The following is a 16,994-nucleotide window of genomic DNA, read 5'->3' on the forward strand; positions in this document are numbered from 1 at the left end:
AACATCACTTTGCCGGCGGGGCGCTGGCCACGATCTGTCCATCGTCCAGGTGAATCTGGCGCCGGCAGCCGTCGGCGATCTTTTCGTCGTGTGTCGAAATCAGGAAGGTCGTGTGATCCTCGGCGTTGATTTCGCGCACGAGGTCCATCACCTGGTCCGCGGATTCGCGGTCGAGGTTGCCGGTGGGCTCATCGGCCAGCACCAGTTCCGGCGTGTTCATCAGCGCCCGCGCGATGGCGACGCGCTGCTTTTGACCGCCCGAAAGCGCCGTGGCCCGAAAGCCGATCCGGTCCTCAAGCCCAACCCGCACGAGCAGATCGGCCGCCCGCCGCCGCGCCGCCCGGGTCTCGCGGCCCATGTGCATCGCGGACGGGAACATCACGTTTTCCAGCGCGGTCAGGTCGGGAAACAGATGGTGGAACTGAAAGACGAAACCGATGTGGCGGTTGCGAAACTCGGTCAGGTCGCGTTCCGATATCCGTCCGAGATCCTGGCCAAGCATCTCATGCTGTCCGGCCGTCGGCTTCATCAGGGTGCCGAGGATGGAGAGCAACGTGGATTTCCCCGAGCCGGAGCGGCCTTGCAGCGCCGCAAGGCTGCCCTTGGCCAACGACAGATCTATGCCTTTCAGCACCTTCTGGGTGGCGTCGCCCGAGCCGAAATTCTTGGTCATGCCTTCGATGACCACGATGTCCTCGGGCGCGCTCATTGACTGATCACCGAGACCGGATCGACCTTGGCCGCCGCTCGGGCCGGCAGGATCGACGCAACCAATGCACCCACAAGCGTGAGCCCCACGGCGAGGCCGAAGCCGCCCTGCGACACGTCGATCGGAAAGCCGCCGGCCTCGATCTGGCCCGGCGGTGGAAACGGCGAGAGCGCAAGCCAGGCAAGCCCGGCGCCGAACAGCCCGCCGACCAGGCCGATCAGGGCACCCTGGGTCAGAAACACCATCACAACAAAGCCTTTCGACGCCCCCATCGCCCGCATGATGCCGATCTCCGAGCGGCGCCGATACGTCGACAGGAGCAGCGCACTGGCCACCCCGATCACGATCGTAACCAACGCGAACCCCTTGATGATGTCGCCCGACCGGGCCTGCGCGTCGAGACCCGAGATCAACTGCCCGTTGCTTTCGGTCCAGGGCGTGGCTTCGAGCCCGGTCGCCGCCGCAACTTCGGCGGCAAAGCTCGGTGCGGCCCACAGATCGTCGATCCGCAGTTCGATCCGGGTTACGCCGTGGCGCAGGTCGAACAGGCCACGCGCCGTCTTTTCGTTGACGTAAACCGTTCGTTCGTCGAGCGGGGCGACCCCGAACTCGAACACACCGATGATGGTCATTGTCATGTCCACGCCCTGATCCGAACGCAGCCTCAGCCCCTGGCCGGCGTCGACACCGAGATCGGTGGCGAGCTTCTGGCCGATCAGTGCCGACCCGGTCGGCAGGTCCGCGCGGCCTGCCACGAGGTTGGCGGCAACATCGGCGATGGCCGAGACCTTGTCGGGCTCGACCCCCACCACGGTGACAGGATTGACGACTGCGCCGCGGGTCACGAAGCCGTTGCCCACCAGTTGCGGCGAAACGGCAACAAGCCCGGGCAGTTGCGCCAGTGTCGCGATGACCTCGGTGGTGTTGCGCAACGTCGCTTCGCGCCCGGTGGCGTTTTCAATGGCGTAAAGCGCCCCGGCGCTCTCCGGGTAGAGTTGGGCGGGGGCCAGCGGCGGCTCGGAGACGGTGACGTGCGAAATGTCGCCAACGGTCTGGTCAATGAGATAGACTGCCAGCCCGCCGATCAGCGCGCTCATGAAAACGAACACGAAAACGCCAACCGCGACACCCAGAACCAGCAACCCGGTCTGGATCAGGTTCGAGGTCAGATAGCGCCATCCGATCTTGAATTGGTAAAGCACGGGTCTGCCCTCACGCGCCGGTTTCGGTCGCGACCGCGACCCCGTCGCCCACATCCTGCGGGTCGGTGATCACCCGGTCGCCGGCGGCCAGCCCCTCGGTGACGATCAGCCGATCAGAGGGCCAGATCCGCACCTGGACCGGCGCCCTGCGCGAAGTGCCCGCGTCATCGAGCATCACATAGGGGTTGCCGAAAAGGTCGCGGATCGCCGTGCGTGGCACGGCTATCGCCTCGTCGTAGGTGTCGACCACGATGTTGACCGACATCGTCAATCCGCTCGGCAGCACGTCTTGCAGCGGCGCGTCGAAGCTCAACCGGACGGTTCGCCCGCCAGTGTCGGGGTTGACCGTGGGCGCGACGAAAGACACCATCGCCGCCATCTCGTCCTGACTGCCGACCGGGGCAACAAGGGCCTCCAGCCCGCTCTTCATCAAGGCACCATACACCTCGTCCACGTCCGTCTCGACCAGCGGCGCCGCAAGGTCGCCGACGGTGAACAGCGCCGAGGCGGTGCCGACCACCTGCCCCATCTCGGCAGCCACGCCGAGGACGGTTCCGGCGATTGGCGACTTGACCTGATAGAGCGAAAGCTGCTGGCGGGTCTGGGCAAGCGCCGCCTCGAGCTGGCGAACCCTGGCCGCCGCGGCCTCGGACGAGAAACGCGCGCTATCGAGCGCCTGCGCCGACACGGTTGCGGCCAACGCCAGCGCCCGCTCGTAGCTGGTCTTCGCGGCCTGCGCGTCGATCCGGGCCGATTCAAGCGAGGCCTGGGCCTGGTCCAGTGCGGCACGGGCAGAGGTATCGTCCAGCCGGGCGAGCGCCTGCCCCTTCGTCACGGCGTCGCCCTCCTTCACCAGCACTTCCAGCACCTGTCCTGCAACGGGAGCGCCCAGGTCGACCTTGTTGCCGGGAACGATCTGGCCGTTCACCGCCAACACCTGCGAAGCGGGTCCGGGCGTCACGGTCTCGACGGTGATCTGCACCGGCTTGGTTACCCAGGGCTTAGCCCACCACGCATAGCCGCCCGCGATGGCCACGAGAAGCACGAGAACGGCAAGACGGCGCAAACGCAGATAGAGGCGGGAAGAAGACATCTGGACGAGGACTTTCAAAACGGTTGGGCACTTCCGGAGCCCGGCCCGGCGATCAATCTGCCAGGTCAAACAAAAGGTGCGCAGATCATGTCGGCCGAACTTCTTGCTATGTCTACGTGGCATCTTCGCAATCGGATCACCTGCGAGAACCATGACAATATCGGCGTGCGACCGATGGGCGCTTTTCTGCGGCTATGAAATTCGAGTTTGAAATGTCAATTTGATCGCGCTACCCTAATCGGCATTGGCAATACCAATTCGTTCACGTGCCAACACGCCGGCGCCGCGCGGCGCCAAATGCGCCTATCCCGTCGCGGAAGGGGCGCCGGAGGACAATGCGATGCTACAGACCGACCCCCGAATCGATATCGGCCCCGAACAGGTGCAGAATGATGCCGACACCGTCGCCGCCGACCGGGCCCGGCTGGATGCCCTGCTCGACGCCGCGCTCGACGCCACGTTCCCGGCCAGTGACCCGATCGCGATCAGTCTCGAGGCTCCTCGCAAGGCGACGCGCGGCGATGTGGGGTGAGGACATGGCAACAACGTCGACCCGATAGGAGGTGATGGATGCTGGTCGAAAAACTCCTGCCCGTGATCCGCGCGCGCCTGACCTGCATCACGCCGCAGGCCGCGCTGCTCGAGGCTGCGCGCCTGCTCGATGGCGAGCGCGACATCGTGCTGGTGTGCACGCCGGGCGAGGATCGGCTGGTCGGCATCGTGACCAAGACCGACGTTGTGCGCATGACCGGGCGCTGCGCAGGCGCAAGCTGCACCGCCCCGATCGAAGCCGCGATGACGCGCGACGTGGTCACGACCACGCCCGGCGCGTGGCTCAACGAGGCCTGGCAGGTGATGCGTGAGCGGGGGCTGAAAAACCTTCCCGTGCTGGACGGCAACGGCGCGGCGCTGGGGGTTCTGAACGCCCGCGATGCGCTCCAGACCTTGTTGCAGGAGGTCCGGCACGAAGAGGAATTGCTGCGCGACTACGCGATGAGCCTTGGCTACCGCTGAGCCTCGGGCGCACCAGATGGGAGAGTGCGGATGATAGCGAAATTCACCGTCGCCGAGCGGCAATGGTCCCTGGTGCTGCTGGTGCTGACGGCGCTGGCGGGGCTTGCGATGGCCGCTCTGGGCGCGGGGGACGCGATGGGGGTGCATGGCTTCATCGTGCTGATCGTCAGCCTTGGCCTGATCTTCGTGGTCGGCGGCGGGCTGTTCGCACCCGAACCGACCGAGGATCGCCGCCGCGCCTATTACGACGATCCGATCAAGCTGGGGCTTGTTCTGGCGATGGTCTGGGCGGTGATCGGCATGGGCGTGGGCGACTGGGTGGCCTGGATGCTGGCCTATCCCGAAGCGCGCTTCGATGCCGCCTGGTCGAGCTTCGGGCGCGTCCGCCCGGTCCATACGACCGGGGTGATCTTCGGCTTTGGCGGCAATGCGCTGATCGCCACCTCGATGCATGTGATGCAGCGCACGTCGCGTGCGCGGATGGCGGGGCAGGTTTCACCGTGGTTCGTGATCATCGGCTACAACCTTTTCGTGGTGATGGCGGTCAGCGGCTATCTGATGGGCGTCACCCAGTCCAAGGAATACGCCGAGGCCGAATGGTATGCCGACATCTGGCTGGTGATCGTCTGGGTCACCTATTTCGTGCTCTACATCCGCACGCTGGCGCGCCGGAATGAGCCGCATATCTATGTCGCCAACTGGTATTACCTCGCCTTCATTCTGGTCGTGGCGGTGCTGCATATCATCAACAACCTGGCCATGCCCGCGTCACTGACGGCGGCGAAAAGCTATTCGCTGTTCTCGGGCGTTCAGGATGCGATGACGCAATGGTGGTATGGCCACAACGCGGTCGCGTTCTTCCTGACCGCGGGCTTTCTGGGGATGCTCTACTACTACCTGCCGAAGCGCGCCAACCGGCCGATCTATTCCTACCGGCTGTCGATCCTGTCGTTCTGGGGCATCACGTTCTTCTATATCTGGGTCGGCTCGCACCACCTGCACTACACCGCCCTGCCGCATTGGGTGCAGACGCTTGGCATGACGTTCTCGGTGATGCTGCTGGTGCCAAGCTGGGCCAGCGCGGGCAACGCGCTGATGACGCTGAACGGAGCCTGGCACAAGGTGCGCGACGACGCCACGCTGCGCTTCATGTTCGTGGCGGCGGTGTTCTATGGCCTGTCGACCTTCGAAGGCTCGTTCCTCGCGATCCGCCCGGTCAACTCGCTCAGCCACTACACAGACTGGACGGTGGCGCATGTTCATGCCGGGGCGATGGGCTGGGTGGCGCTGATCACCTTCGGGGCGATCTATGCCGCGGTGCCGATGATCTGGCGGCGCGAGACGATGTATTCCTGGAAACTGGTCGAGTGGCACTTCTGGCTCGCCTTGGCGGGGACCATGATCTACGTCTTCGCGATGTGGAACTCGGGCATTGTGCAGGGGCTGATGTGGCGCACCTATAACGAGGCCGGGACGCTGCAATATTCCTTTGTCGATACGCTGGTGGCGATGCACCCCTACTACATCGCGCGCGCCATCGGCGGCCTGCTGTTCCTGACCGGCGCGGTGGTCGGCAGCTACAACATCTGGATGACGATCCGCGAGGTCGGGCACGAGGCCAAGGCCCGCGACGTGCCGACCGACAGCGAGGCGGGCGAGCCCGCGGTTCCGGTTGCGGAGTGATGACATGATTCGGTGGCTTCAGAAACTCTATTATCCGATCCAGGCCGGGCATTACCGGCTGGAAAAGCACTCGATCGGCCTGACGCTGGCGATCATCTTCGCCGCGATGATCGGTGGGTTCGTCGAGATCGCGCCGCTGTTCACCATCGACGAAACCGTCGAGGAGGCGCCCGACATGCGCCTCTACACGCCGCTCGAACAGGCCGGGCGCGACATCTACATCCGCGAAGGCTGCTATGCCTGCCACAGCCAGATGATCCGCACGCTGGTCGACGAGGTCGACCGCTACGGCGCCTATTCGCTGGCGGTGGAAAGCAAATACGACCACCCGATGCTCTGGGGCTCCAAGCGCACCGGACCGGACCTTGCACGCCTTGGCGGCAAGTATTCCGACGACTGGCACGTCGCCCACCTGATCGACCCGCGCGCCGTGGTGCCGGAATCGGTGATGCCGCACTATGCCTTTCTGGCTCAGCGGCGGCTTGAGACCGAAAGCCTGCCGGCGCGGCTGGCGGCGCTCGGCAAGGTGGGTGTGCCGTATGACGCGGCGATGATCGAAAATGCCGAGCGTGACGCGCGCGGACAGGCCAACCCCGACAGCGACGACGCCGGGGGCGTGGCCGAACGCTACGGCGAGGCGACCCAGATCCGACCCTTCGATGGCGACACCGCGCGGCTGACCGAGATGGACGCGCTGGTCGCCTATCTGCAGATCCTCGGCAAGCTGACCGACGCCGCCAGCCGGATCGAAACCGCGGCGATCGAGGCCGACATGGAGGCGGCGCAATGATGGGCCTGTCACATGACGCCGTGGTCGCGATCGCCAAGTCGTTCGGGCTGTTCTACCTGATCGCGATGTCGGTGGGCATCTGCGTCTATGCCTTCTGGCCGCGCAACCGCGCGCGCTTCACCCACGCCAAACACGCGATCCTCGAGGATGAGGACGGACCGCTGACCGGGGAGGAGCCGCGATGAGCGTCAAGAAGCGCGATCCGCTGACCGGCCACCAGACCACAGGGCATGAGTGGAACGGGATCACCGAGCTTAACACCCGCGTGCCGCGCGTGATCTGGTGGTTCATTCTGGTGACGCATCTCTATGCCCTGATCGCCTGGGTGTTGTTGCCCGCCTGGCCGGGCATCACCGGCTATACCAAGGGCATCCTGGGCATCGACCAGCAGGAGCGGGTCGAGCGGCAGGTGGCCGATCTGCGCGCGGCGCGTGCGCCGTGGCGGGATCGGATCGCCGCGGCGACGGTCGAGAACATCCGCGCCGACCCCGATCTTTCCGCCAAGGTCGCCGAGACCGGCCCGGCCCTGTTTGGCGACAACTGCGCCGCCTGCCACGGTGCGCAGGGACAAGGTGGGCCGGGCTACCCCAGCCTCGTGGATGACGCCTGGCTCTGGGGCGGCGACGCCGAGGCGGTGCTTGAGACCCTGCGCGTCGGCATCAACGCCGACCACCCCGACACGCGGTTCGCGCAGATGCTGTCGTTCGACGGAATCCTGTCGCGCGACGAGATCAGGACGGTGGCCGCTTATGTCCAGTCCCTCTCGGGTATGGAAACCGGGGCCGACCCGGACCGGCTGGCCGAGGGACAGGTGCTGTTCATGGACAATTGCGCCTCGTGCCACGGCGACGCGGCCACCGGCAACACCGACCTTGGCGCTCCGAACCTGACGGACGATCACTGGATCTATGGCGGCGACGACGCGGCGATCTTCACCACCATCCTCAGGGGGCGCGAAGGTTGGATGCCAGCCTGGGAAGGCCGCCTCGACCTGGCCGACCGCAAGATCCTCGCCGCCTATATCCAAGACCTGAAAGGGCAAGCGCAATGACCGAAGCCGCCCGCCAACCGTTCTGGACGCGGGGCCGCCTACTGGGCGCCCTTCTGGCAAGCGCCATCCTCGGCGGCTTCGTCGCGGCGAATGCCCACCTCTTCGCTGTCGCCTTCGACAGCCAACCGGCCTGCGTGCCGCATCTGAAAACGCCATCCGAAGGCGCCGCCACCTTCCGCGCGGCGAAACCGTCATGCTGAGCGACATTCCCGCCGAGCCCGATCCGCTTCCCGACACGCCCGAAGGCCTGCCCAGGGTCGTGCCCCCGTTGCCACGCGACAAGCCCCATGCGCGCGGGCTTGAGGCGCGGGCGGCTCTGGATTGGCTGCGGGCCGGTTGGAATGATCTCTGGACCAACCCGCTGCCCAGTCTGCTCTATGGGCTGATGATCCTTGCCGTGGCGCTTGCCGTGGTCGCCGGGCTGATCCGGACCGAACTGGATCACTTCCTGTTTCCGGGGTTGGCAGGCTTTCTGGTCGTCGGGCCGGTGCTGGCCAACGGGCTCTACGTGAAAAGCCGCCGGATCGAGCGCGGCAAAAAAACCCGGTTCTGGCAGATGATCTTCCTGCGGCCGCGGTCGCGCTATCAGGGGGTGTTTCTCGGGGTGGTGCTGCTGATGCTGTTCACCCTGTGGATCAGGGCCGCGGTTCTGATCTATGCCCTGTTCTTCGGGATCAAACCGTTTCCCGGCACGCAGGAACTCCTGCCGATGCTGCTGTTCACGCCCACCGGCTGGGCGATCCTGCTGGTCGGCGGCGCGGTCGGCGCGCTCTTCGCCGCCTTCGCCTTCGCGATCAGCGCGTTTTCCGTGCCGATGCTGCTGGTCGAGGACGTGGATGCGCTGTCGGCGATGGGGATCAGCATGGCGATGGTATGGAACAACCTCGGCGTGATGCTGGTCTGGGGCGCGCTGGTGCTGGGCCTGTTCGCGTTGTCGGTGCTGACGGGTCTTCTCGGCCTGATCATCGTCTTCCCGCTGGTCGGCCACGGCACCTGGCACGCCTACCGCGCCATCCGGCAGCCGCCGGAGCAGTCCGAACGGGTGTTCATCAGCCCGGCGTGATCGCCGCGCCCCCTTGGCCCGTCACGCGGCGGGTATCATTCTGCCAATTCGGGCTTGGGCGACAACTCGTCAGGTGACTTGACCGACATTCCCAGGGCCTTGGCAACTCCTTCACCGTAAGCACGGTCGCACCGGGTGCAGTTGTCGATGTGGCGCTGCTTGATGAAATCCGGCGCATCCCCCAGGTTTCGTGCGGTGTTTTCAAACAGAACCTGCTGCTGTGCCGGTGTCATCAACTGGAACAGCTTGCGCGGCTGGCTGTAATAGTCGTCGTCATCCTCGCGGAAATCGAACATCGCCGCATCGCCGTCGATCCTGAGCGGCGGTTCCGCATACTCGGGCTGGTCGACCCATTGGCCGAAGCTGTTCGGCTGGTAATGCGGCAAGCCGCCGAAGTTGCCATCGACCCGGCCCTGGCCATCGCGGTGGTTGCTGGTGACCGGACAGCGCGCGGCATTCACCGGAACCTGATGATAATTCACCCCGAGGCGATAGCGCTGCGAGTCGGGATAGTTGATGAGCCGTGTTTGCAGCATCTTGTCGGGCGAAACGCTGATGCCCGGCACGAGGTTGGCCGGCGAGAAGGCGGCCTGCTCGACATCCATGTGATAGTTCTCCGGGTTGCGGTTCAATTCGAACTCGCCAACCTCGATGAGCGGGTAGTCTCCCTTGTACCAGACCTTGGTCAGGTCGAAGGGATGAACGCCATAGCTCTCGGCCTCGGCCTCGGGCATCACCTGCACATACATCTTCCAGCGCGGGAAATCGCCACGCTCAATCGCATCGAAAAGGTCGCGCTGATGGCTCTCGCGGTCGTGGCCCACAAGTTCTGCAGCCTCGGCATCCGTCAGGTTCTCGATGCCCTGCTGCGTCCTGAAGTGGAGCTTCACCCAGAAACGCTCGCCGTCCTCGTTCCAGAAGCTGTAGGTATGGCTGCTGAACCCGTGCATGTGCCGGTAGCTTTTGGGGATGCCACGATCCGACATCACGATGGTGACCTGGTGCAGGGCTTCGGGCAGAAGCGTCCAGAAGTCCCAATTGTTCGTCGGCGAGCGCATGTTGGTGCGCGGATCGCGCTTCACCGCCTTGTTGAGGTCGGGGAATTTCTTGGCATCGCGCAGGAAGAACACGGGCGTGTTGTTGCCCACCATGTCCCAGTTGCCCTCTTCGGTGTAGAACTTGAGCGCAAAGCCCCGAATATCACGCTCGGCATCCGCCGCGCCGCGCTCGCCGGCCACGGTGCTGAAGCGGGCGAACATCTCGGTCTTCTTGCCCACCTCGCTGAATATCCGGGCGCGGGTGTAGCGGGTGATGTCATTGGTCACGGTGAAGGTGCCGAACGCGCCGGACCCCTTGGCGTGCATGCGGCGCTCGGGGATGACTTCGCGCACGAAATTGGCCAGTTTCTCGTTCAGCCAGACATCCTGAACCAGCACGGGCCCACGCTTGCCGGCGGTCATCGAGTTCTGGTTGTCAACGACCGGGGCGCCGAAGGCGGTTGTCAGGTATGACACCGGGCACTTGCCCTTGTTCAAGATTTCGTCGGTCATACCAATCCCCTTTCAAAGTGATCGCACTGGCAGGCAGCTTACGGCGGACGCCGAGATTAATAAAGCCGCCTGACGTGCACGGCCGATAAACGCCTAATCGTGCCGCGCATCATCACTGAGTCCCCGGGCGGGCGGAATGACGCCCCCGCGCTTTCGTGCCGGTCAAGACGCAGCGGACCGTCGCTGTTTCCACGCCGAAGCACGAAACCCGAACGGTCCCGGCCCCTCGTCGCCCTGGTGGTGTCTCCGCCGCGACCGGGGCGCGACAGTTCCGCGTCCGTCAGCCGTTCGCGTTTCGGCGCGTCCGATAGGCGTCGACGATCGCCTGCCGCGTCTCATCGGGCTGTGCCTCGATCACCTCGGTCAAGCCCCGCAGTTCGCGGCGCAGGCTGTGGATCTGGTCGACAAGCGACAGGACCACCGGAACCGCGTCCGTGGGCAGGGACATTTCCTTGCGCAGGTCGCAGACCAGCCGGATACGCGCCACGTCCAGATCGTCGAAGACCGGGCCCTTTTCGCTGACCGCCGGCTTGATCCAGCCTTGCCGGACCCAGAGCCTGAGTTCGCGCAGCTCGACGCGCCGAACCGTTGCCACGACATCGTGTTCATCCAGCATCACAAAGCCCTCCAAAGCCCGGCGCGCGGGCCCTCGGTCACGTGGTCGCGCCAGCGCTGCGCAATCGCCTCCATCTCGGCGTCGATTTTGGCAGGGGTGACGATCTTCAGGCGCACATACTGGTCGCCCGCAGCCCCTTTCGCAGGCCGGACCCCCTTGCCTTTCAGTCGCAGGCGCTGGCCGGATGACGCCCCCTTGGGAATGCCCATCGACACCCGGCCCGACAGGGTCGGAACCTCGACCTTGGCCCCCAGAACGGCCTCGTCGAATGAGATCGGCACCTCGACCTCGATGTCGTTTCCGTCACGTTTGAAAACCGGGTGCGGGCGCACGCCGATCTCGACATAGGCGTCACCCGCCGGGCCGCCGCCCAGCCCCGGCTGCCCCTTGCCGCGCAGTCGCAGGATCTGGCCCTCGCGCACGCCGGCCGGAATGGTCAGGTCGATGGCGCTGCCGTCCGGCAGGGGAACGGCGCGTTTGGCACCCTGCACGGCATCCATGAAGTCCACGTCCAGGTGATAGCGCAGATCGGCCCCACGCGCGGAAAAACCCTGCGCCCGGCCCGTTCCGGCCCCCGCGCGCGCGCCGAACAGGTCGGAGAATACCCCCGACAGATCCTCGAAATCGCCATAACCCGCACCGGAATCGTAGCGCCCCTGCGGATCGGCATCGGCAAAGTCGCGGTAATACCGCCGCTCGGGCCGTTCCTGCCCGCTTGCGTCGATCTCGCCCGCGTCGAAGCGTTTGCGCGTTTCCGCGTCACCGATGATGTCGTTGGCGGCGGACACCTCCTGAAACCGGTCCGCCTTGGTCTTGTCGCCCGGATGCAGATCGGGATGCAGTTCCTTCACCAGCTTGCGATAGGCCTTCTTGATCTCCGCCTGTGACGCGTCGCGCGCCACGCCAAGGACCTTGTAGGGATCATCACTCATTCATTGCGACCTCGGTTTCGCCCGGCGTGCCGCGGCGCAGACCCCGGGCAAGGTCGCGCAAGGCATCCTCGTCCAGGGTTTCGACCTCAAGCAGGCGCCGTGCGGCCTTCTCCAGAATATCGCGGTTTTCCGACAGGATTTCCAGCGCCTGCTCGGACACCTCGCGCAACACGTCGCGCACGGCGGCGTCCATCGCTTCCGCCGTCGCCTCGCTGTAACTGCGCTCGAAATACCCGGGCGTGCGGCCCCCCAGGAAACTGCCTTGCTCGGTCTCGTAGCTGACGCTTCCAAGCTGCGCATCCATGCCGTAACGCGCGACCATCGATCGCGCGATATTCGTCGCCCGCGCCAGATCGTCGGCGGCGCCGGTCGAGAGGTGATCGAAGATCAGCTTTTCCGCCGCGCGCCCGCCCATCAGGACCGCGATCTTGTTGCGCAGTTCGTCCTCGGTCATCAGGAAGCGGTCCTCGGTCGGGCGCTGGATGGTATAGCCAAGCGCGCCGATGCCACGCGGGATGATCGAAACCTTGTGCACCGTATCCGCCCCCGGCAGCGCCATCGAGACCAGCGCATGACCCATCTCGTGATAGGCCACGATCTTGCGTTCGCGCGGGTTGATCAGCCGGTTGCGCTTTTCAAGGCCGGCGACGATCCGCTCGATCGCGTGAGTAAAGTCGTCCATGGTCACGACGTCACCACGCCGGCGGGTCGCAAGAAGAGCGGCCTCGTTCACCAGATTGGCCAGGTCGGCGCCGGAAAACCCGGTGGTCAGCGCGGCGATCTCGTCCAGCTCGATACCGGGTTCCAGAACGATCTTCCTGATGTGCACCTCGAGGATCTGCACCCGGCCCTTGCGGTCGGGGCGGTCCACCAGAACCTGACGGTCGAAACGCCCGGCGCGTAAAAGCGCAGGATCGAGGATCTCGGGCCGGTTGGTTGCGGACAGGAGCACGACGCCTTCGCTGGGGTCGAACCCGTCAAGCTCGGACAGAAGCTGGTTCAGCGTCTGCTCGCGCTCATCGTTGCCGCCCTGGATCGTGCCCGCGCCGCGCGCCCGGCCCAGCGCGTCAAGCTCGTCGATGAAGATGATGGCCGGTGCCGCCTTGCGCGCCTGTTCGAACAGATCGCGCACCCGCGCGGCCCCGACGCCGACGAACATCTCGACGAATTCGGAGCCCGAGATGGAATAGAACGGCACCCCCGCCTCGCCCGCCACGGCGCGCGCCAAGAGCGTCTTGCCGGTGCCCGGCGGCCCAACCAGCAAGATCCCCTTGGGCATCCGCGCGCCAAGGCTGCCGTATTCCTTGGGGTTTTGCAGAAAGTCGATGACCTCCTGCAATTCCGCCTTGGCTTCGTCCACCCCGGCGACATCGGCAAAGGTCACCTTGGTGTCGCTTTCGACATAGACCTTGGCCTTGCTCTTGCCGATAGACATCATGCCGCCCATGCTCTGCCCGCCGCCCATCCGGCGGATCAGGAACAGCCAGATCCCCACGAACAGGAGCGCCGGAAGAACCCATGACAAAAGCGTGGTGAACCAGGTGTTTTCGACCTTGCCCGAGAAGGTCACGCCGGTCTCGCTCAGCCGCTCGGCCAGGTCCGGCGGGACCGGCGTTGTCAGAAAGCCGGTCTTGCCCTCCTGCGGCGTCGTGAACGTGCCGCTGATGGTGCTGCTACCGATGACGACCTCCGCGATCGCGCCGTTTTCGAGATAGGTCTCGAACTGGCTGTAGGGGATCGTCTCGATGGTCTGGGACTGCACCCAGATATCGCGCAGAAGGACCACGCCCATGACGGCGATCAGGATATACCAGAGGTTGATCTTCATTCCGCGGTTCATGGCATTTCTCCGGTTTCTGCAAGCCTCGCATCTTAGGCGCTGCTCTGCCAGTCCTCACCTTGCCAGCGACGATACGGCACACGGGTGCTCGGTCTCTCGTTGCCCGCAATCAAAATGAAACCCCTGCCACGCCTGGCGGGCTGGACGGAACCGGGGGGATACGGAAACAAATACCTCAAATATGCCCTGAAGTTTTCCTCGATACTCGGTATCTTCGGTGCGTCGGCTGCGGTTCAGGTTGCTTGGTGCTTGCAAGAGGTCAGGAATGCCGGTCGCCGCCGATCTTTCGCAAGAGGACGCCCGTTCATGCCAGTCACACCTCATCCCGAGTTTCCGGCCTTCCCGATCATCCGAAAAGCCTCGCGCCGTGACCGTCTGCCCGGTCTTGCGATGCGCAGGGACCGCCTTGCCTCGCTACGGCGCATGGTGGTCGAGAGCCGCGGCGAGATCGGCCGCGCGATCAACACGGACTTTGGCGGTCGTCCCCGGCAGGAGACGGAGTTGCTGGAAATCGTGCCGCTGCTGAACGCCCTTCGCAACACCTCCCGCCACCTGAGGCGCTGGATGCGCGATGAGCGCCGCCATGTCGCCTGGCCGTTTCAACCCGGCTCGGCCTGGGTGCGCCATGAGCCGCTGGGCGTGGTCGGAATCATCTCGCCCTGGAATTATCCGTTGCTCTTGGCGCTGGGCCCGCTGGTCGACGTTCTGGCGGCGGGCAACCGGGCCATGATCAAGCCCTCCGAATTGACACCCGGCTTTTCCGATCTGCTCAAGCGGCTCGTGTCGGAGTATTTCGATGCGGATGTCGTCACTGTGGAGACCGGCGGCGTCGAGGTGGCGCAGGCCTTCTCCGCCCTGCCGTTCGACCATCTGATCTTTACCGGCTCGACCGCCGTGGGGCGCAAGGTGATGCAGGGGGCAGCGGCCAATCTCACCCCCGTCACGCTGGAGTTGGGAGGAAAGTCCCCGGCCGTTCTGGCCCCGGACTATCCACTGGACAAGGCCGCGCGCTCCATCGTTCTGGGCAAGTTCACCAATGCCGGCCAGACCTGCATCGCGCCAGACTATGTCCTGGTGCCCGAGGGTAAGGCCGAGGCGCTTGCGCGTGAGATCATCAAACGCGTTGAGACCGCCTTTCCCGCCGGGCGGTCCAAGGACGGATATGCCAACATCATCACCGCGCGGCACCGGACCCGTCTGGCGGAGGCGGTGGACGAGGCCCGCGACGGCGGCGCGACCATCCTGCGGCCGTCGGGGGATTACGGCGAAAAGATTGCGCCGACGCTGGTCATCGGCGCACCCGAGGACTGCCTGCTTTTTCGCGAGGAGATCTTCGGCCCGATCCTGCCCATCGTTGCCTACGGATCGCTCGACGATGCGCTTGCCTTCATCAATCGCCGCGCACGCCCCCTTGCGCTCTATGCCTTCACCGACGACCGGGATGCGCGCAAGTCGATCCTCGACGGAGCCATTTCGGGCGGCGTGACGCTGAATGGCACGCTGCTGCATATCGCGCAGGACGATCTGCCTTTCGGCGGCGTCGGTGACAGTGGCATCGGCGCTTATCACGGACGCGACGGGTTTCGCCGGATGAGCCATGCCCGCGCGGTCTACAAGCCCGGCTTCGTCAACGCCTTCGAACACGTTGGCCCGCCATTTGGCAAGCTGGCCGACATCATCATCCGCACCTTGGGCCGCTGAGCAAGGAGGCACCCCCATGACCGACATATCCGGCCGCACGGCCCTGATCACCGGCGGTGCCTCCGGCATCGGCCTGCTGATGGGCGAAATACTGCTGCAAAAAGGGCTGGAACGCCTGATCGTCTGGGATGTGAGCGATCAAAACATCGCCGTGGCCGCCGAACGGCTGAGCCCCGGGGCCGAGTTCCACCGCATCGACGTGACCGACACCGCCGCCATGCTGGACGTTGCCGGTCAGATCGGTGAGGCCGGCCCGCCTGTCGATATCCTCATCAACAACGCGGGCATCGTCGTGGGCCGGCCCTTTGCCACCCACAACCACGAGGACATCGACCGCACGATGCAGGTCAACGCCACGGCGCTGATGCACCTGACGCGCGCGCTGTTGCCCGGCATGATGACGCGTGGTCAGGGCCATGTCGTCAACATCGCCTCGGCCGCCGCCTTGCTGTCCAATCCCGGCATGTCGGTCTATTGCGCCAGCAAGTGGGCGGTGGTCGGGTGGTCGGACTCGCTGCGGCTGGAAATGGAGGCGGCCAAAACAGGCGTGCGGGTCACGACCGTCCTGCCTTACTATATCGACACCGGCATGTTCGACGGGGTGAAATCGCCCGTGATCCCGATTCTGAAACCCAAACCGACGGCCAACCGCATCGTGCGTGCCATCGAACGCGACCGGATTTTTCTGCGTATGCCCGCGATCGTCAACCTTCTGCCGTTGGTGCGCGGAATCCTCCCGGCGCGTGTCTTTGACATCGTCGTCGGTCGCATCTTCGGGATTTATGAAAGCATGACGGATTTCACCGGTCGCCAGACCTAGGCCTCTCGAACGATACCAGTCTGACGCCGCCTTCGAAAAACGCACGGTATCGTCGACCACCCTGGTGCACCCGGTGCCCGTTCACGCCCCGCGATCGGCATCACCGCGCCCACCGACACCCGGAAACGGGAAGCAGTGCACCAGCACCGTGTAGGGTTTCGTCCCCGGCGCATGCGGGGCGGTCGGCGGTGGCGCGCGGCGCATCTCGTCCCAGAGCACGGTCGCGAGCTTTTCCTTGAGCGCCAGCGCCTGTTCGGCGGACATCGTGAATGTGAAGTCGCTTGCGTCCCAGGCCTTTTGCCATTCCCGAGGTTGTTGCGGGAACTGCTCCAAGGCGCGCTGCATCAGCTCGGCGTGCTGCGACAGCACGGCCTGCATGACCGCCAACCCATCTTCGATCTCTTCGCTGCTGAACTCGGCCGGGTTGAAGCGCGTCGTTTCATGACGTGGTCTCCACCACCGCTCTCGCTTGTTGCCAACGTCATCGGCCGGCTCGATGAAACCGTATTTGGCGAGTTGCCGCAGATGATAGCTCGTCGCGCCGGAATTCAGCCCGAGGCGCTTGGCAAGCGCCGTCGCGGTCTGCGGCCCTTCCAGCCGCAGGATTCCCAGCATCCTGGCCCTGTCCGGGTGGGTCAGCGCCTTGAGCGCCGTCGCGCCGGGCACTGCCGTTCTGATGTCACGCTCTGGGCTCGCGGTTTTCTGTGAGTGGGCTTTGTCGTCTGTCATGCGGCAAGACTAGCGGGGTTTCAGGAAGATTACAAACATATCTTTGCAAAGATTTGTTTGTGGTTTATATCTGCTGCACGGATCGAGTCGGACCCGACGAAACCGACATTCGACCGCGACAGGACACAGTGGGCCCGGAAAGGCGACATGGATGACAGCCAGATGTGACCAAAAGCCCCCCACCCGCGATCACCGGGTTCG

Annotated in this window: 18 protein-coding genes; 10 read left to right on the plus strand and 8 right to left on the minus strand. The window is 64.9% G+C overall.

Annotated features, from left to right (window positions below):
* Positions 1 to 4: 4 nt before the first annotated feature.
* From FVF75_RS11875 to FVF75_RS11885, 3 genes are read right to left on the minus strand one after another with little or no spacing between them, the layout of a single operon-like run.
* Positions 5 to 709 carry an ABC transporter ATP-binding protein gene (locus tag FVF75_RS11875; RefSeq protein WP_148378192.1) on the minus strand — a complete coding sequence of 235 codons (705 nt, stop codon included), beginning with the start codon at positions 707 to 709 and terminating at the stop codon, positions 5 to 7.
* Positions 706 to 1,911, minus strand: a complete 1,206-nt coding sequence (locus FVF75_RS11880) for an ABC transporter permease (RefSeq protein WP_148378193.1) — start codon at positions 1,909 to 1,911, stop codon at positions 706 to 708. The genes FVF75_RS11875 and FVF75_RS11880 overlap by 4 nt, the downstream gene beginning before the upstream one ends.
* Before the next feature lie 10 nt (positions 1,912 to 1,921).
* Positions 1,922 to 3,004: an efflux RND transporter periplasmic adaptor subunit gene (locus FVF75_RS11885; protein ID WP_187393053.1), complete on the minus strand. Its 1,083-nt coding sequence runs from the start codon at positions 3,002 to 3,004 to the stop codon at positions 1,922 to 1,924.
* A 340-nt stretch (positions 3,005 to 3,344) separates the two neighbouring features.
* Here FVF75_RS11885 and FVF75_RS11890 point away from each other — a divergent pair, with 340 nt between their 5' ends.
* The 8 genes from FVF75_RS11890 to FVF75_RS11925 are packed head-to-tail and all read left to right on the plus strand — an operon-like array spanning position 3,345 to position 8,605.
* Complete coding sequence (locus FVF75_RS11890; protein ID WP_148378195.1) at positions 3,345 to 3,536, plus strand: hypothetical protein; 192 nt, start codon at positions 3,345 to 3,347, stop codon at positions 3,534 to 3,536.
* A gap of 38 nt (positions 3,537 to 3,574) precedes the next feature.
* Positions 3,575 to 4,018: a CBS domain-containing protein gene (locus FVF75_RS11895; RefSeq protein ID WP_148378196.1), complete on the plus strand. Its 444-nt coding sequence runs from the start codon at positions 3,575 to 3,577 to the stop codon at positions 4,016 to 4,018.
* A 30-nt stretch (positions 4,019 to 4,048) separates the two neighbouring features.
* On the plus strand, positions 4,049 to 5,701 hold the full coding sequence (ccoN, locus tag FVF75_RS11900) for a cytochrome-c oxidase, cbb3-type subunit I (protein ID WP_148378197.1): 1,653 nt from the start codon (positions 4,049 to 4,051) through the stop codon (positions 5,699 to 5,701).
* Between the two features lie 4 nt (positions 5,702 to 5,705).
* Positions 5,706 to 6,491 carry a cytochrome-c oxidase, cbb3-type subunit II gene (gene ccoO / locus FVF75_RS11905; protein ID WP_148378198.1) on the plus strand — a complete coding sequence of 262 codons (786 nt, stop codon included), beginning with the start codon at positions 5,706 to 5,708 and terminating at the stop codon, positions 6,489 to 6,491.
* A complete protein-coding gene (locus FVF75_RS11910) occupies positions 6,488 to 6,676 on the plus strand; it encodes a cbb3-type cytochrome c oxidase subunit 3 (RefSeq protein ID WP_222861225.1) in 189 nt (62 codons plus the stop codon). Before ccoO ends, FVF75_RS11910 begins: the two co-directional genes overlap by 4 nt.
* Complete coding sequence (gene ccoP / locus FVF75_RS11915; protein WP_148378199.1) at positions 6,673 to 7,542, plus strand: cytochrome-c oxidase, cbb3-type subunit III; 870 nt, start codon at positions 6,673 to 6,675, stop codon at positions 7,540 to 7,542. The genes FVF75_RS11910 and ccoP overlap by 4 nt, the downstream gene beginning before the upstream one ends.
* Positions 7,539 to 7,742, plus strand: coding sequence for a hypothetical protein (locus FVF75_RS11920; protein WP_148378200.1), 204 nt, complete (start codon positions 7,539 to 7,541; stop codon positions 7,740 to 7,742). Before ccoP ends, FVF75_RS11920 begins: the two co-directional genes overlap by 4 nt.
* Positions 7,736 to 8,605 (plus strand): DUF2189 domain-containing protein, encoded by an 870-nt coding sequence (locus FVF75_RS11925; protein ID WP_148378201.1) that lies wholly within the window; start codon positions 7,736 to 7,738, stop codon positions 8,603 to 8,605. The genes FVF75_RS11920 and FVF75_RS11925 overlap by 7 nt, the downstream gene beginning before the upstream one ends.
* Positions 8,606 to 8,640: 35 nt before the next feature.
* Here the strand turns inward: FVF75_RS11925 and FVF75_RS11930 are convergent, their stop codons facing one another.
* The 4 genes from FVF75_RS11930 to ftsH all read right to left on the minus strand — a co-directional run bounded on the left by FVF75_RS11930 (position 8,641) and on the right by ftsH (position 13,543).
* Positions 8,641 to 10,155, minus strand: coding sequence for a catalase (locus FVF75_RS11930; RefSeq protein ID WP_148378202.1), 1,515 nt, complete (start codon positions 10,153 to 10,155; stop codon positions 8,641 to 8,643).
* A gap of 280 nt (positions 10,156 to 10,435) precedes the next feature.
* Positions 10,436 to 10,771 (minus strand): chaperone modulator CbpM, encoded by a 336-nt coding sequence (locus FVF75_RS11935; RefSeq protein WP_148378203.1) that lies wholly within the window; start codon positions 10,769 to 10,771, stop codon positions 10,436 to 10,438.
* Positions 10,771 to 11,703, minus strand: coding sequence for a DnaJ C-terminal domain-containing protein (locus FVF75_RS11940; RefSeq protein WP_148378204.1), 933 nt, complete (start codon positions 11,701 to 11,703; stop codon positions 10,771 to 10,773). The genes FVF75_RS11935 and FVF75_RS11940 overlap by 1 nt, the downstream gene beginning before the upstream one ends.
* Positions 11,696 to 13,543, minus strand: coding sequence for an ATP-dependent zinc metalloprotease FtsH (ftsH, locus tag FVF75_RS11945; RefSeq protein WP_148378205.1), 1,848 nt, complete (start codon positions 13,541 to 13,543; stop codon positions 11,696 to 11,698). The genes FVF75_RS11940 and ftsH overlap by 8 nt, the downstream gene beginning before the upstream one ends.
* 306 nt (positions 13,544 to 13,849) lie before the next feature.
* Here ftsH and FVF75_RS11950 point away from each other — a divergent pair, with 306 nt between their 5' ends.
* Positions 13,850 to 15,244 carry a coniferyl aldehyde dehydrogenase gene (locus FVF75_RS11950; protein ID WP_148378206.1) on the plus strand — a complete coding sequence of 465 codons (1,395 nt, stop codon included), beginning with the start codon at positions 13,850 to 13,852 and terminating at the stop codon, positions 15,242 to 15,244.
* 16 nt (positions 15,245 to 15,260) lie between these two features.
* Positions 15,261 to 16,064: an SDR family oxidoreductase gene (locus FVF75_RS11955; RefSeq protein ID WP_148378207.1), complete on the plus strand. Its 804-nt coding sequence runs from the start codon at positions 15,261 to 15,263 to the stop codon at positions 16,062 to 16,064.
* A gap of 81 nt (positions 16,065 to 16,145) precedes the next feature.
* On the opposite strand, the gene FVF75_RS11960 is transcribed toward FVF75_RS11955, so the two are convergent.
* A complete protein-coding gene (locus tag FVF75_RS11960; protein WP_148378208.1) occupies positions 16,146 to 16,793 on the minus strand; it encodes a helix-turn-helix domain-containing protein in 648 nt (215 codons plus the stop codon).
* Positions 16,794 to 16,994 lie beyond the last annotated feature (201 nt).

This window comes from Maritimibacter fusiformis (genome assembly GCF_008086115.1).
GTDB lineage: Bacteria > Pseudomonadota > Alphaproteobacteria > Rhodobacterales > Rhodobacteraceae > Muriiphilus > Muriiphilus fusiformis.

Coding starts and splice junctions, on each gene's coding strand:
- FVF75_RS11875 (WP_148378192.1), bottom strand. CDS start 709: ATGAGCGCGCCCGAGGACATCGTGGTCATCGAAGGCATGACCAAGAAT.
- FVF75_RS11885 (WP_187393053.1), bottom strand. CDS start 3,004: ATGTCTTCTTCCCGCCTCTATCTGCGTTTGCGCCGTCTTGCCGTTCTC.
- FVF75_RS11890 (WP_148378195.1), top strand. CDS start 3,345: ATGCTACAGACCGACCCCCGAATCGATATCGGCCCCGAACAGGTGCAG.
- FVF75_RS11895 (WP_148378196.1), top strand. CDS start 3,575: ATGCTGGTCGAAAAACTCCTGCCCGTGATCCGCGCGCGCCTGACCTGC.
- ccoN (WP_148378197.1), top strand. CDS start 4,049: ATGATAGCGAAATTCACCGTCGCCGAGCGGCAATGGTCCCTGGTGCTG.
- ccoO (WP_148378198.1), top strand. CDS start 5,706: ATGATTCGGTGGCTTCAGAAACTCTATTATCCGATCCAGGCCGGGCAT.
- FVF75_RS11910 (WP_222861225.1), top strand. CDS start 6,488: ATGATGGGCCTGTCACATGACGCCGTGGTCGCGATCGCCAAGTCGTTC.
- ccoP (WP_148378199.1), top strand. CDS start 6,673: ATGAGCGTCAAGAAGCGCGATCCGCTGACCGGCCACCAGACCACAGGG.
- FVF75_RS11920 (WP_148378200.1), top strand. CDS start 7,539: ATGACCGAAGCCGCCCGCCAACCGTTCTGGACGCGGGGCCGCCTACTG.
- FVF75_RS11925 (WP_148378201.1), top strand. CDS start 7,736: ATGCTGAGCGACATTCCCGCCGAGCCCGATCCGCTTCCCGACACGCCC.
- FVF75_RS11930 (WP_148378202.1), bottom strand. CDS start 10,155: ATGACCGACGAAATCTTGAACAAGGGCAAGTGCCCGGTGTCATACCTG.
- FVF75_RS11935 (WP_148378203.1), bottom strand. CDS start 10,771: ATGCTGGATGAACACGATGTCGTGGCAACGGTTCGGCGCGTCGAGCTG.
- FVF75_RS11940 (WP_148378204.1), bottom strand. CDS start 11,703: ATGAGTGATGATCCCTACAAGGTCCTTGGCGTGGCGCGCGACGCGTCA.
- ftsH (WP_148378205.1), bottom strand. CDS start 13,543: ATGAACCGCGGAATGAAGATCAACCTCTGGTATATCCTGATCGCCGTC.
- FVF75_RS11950 (WP_148378206.1), top strand. CDS start 13,850: ATGCCAGTCACACCTCATCCCGAGTTTCCGGCCTTCCCGATCATCCGA.
- FVF75_RS11955 (WP_148378207.1), top strand. CDS start 15,261: ATGACCGACATATCCGGCCGCACGGCCCTGATCACCGGCGGTGCCTCC.
- FVF75_RS11960 (WP_148378208.1), bottom strand. CDS start 16,793: ATGACAGACGACAAAGCCCACTCACAGAAAACCGCGAGCCCAGAGCGT.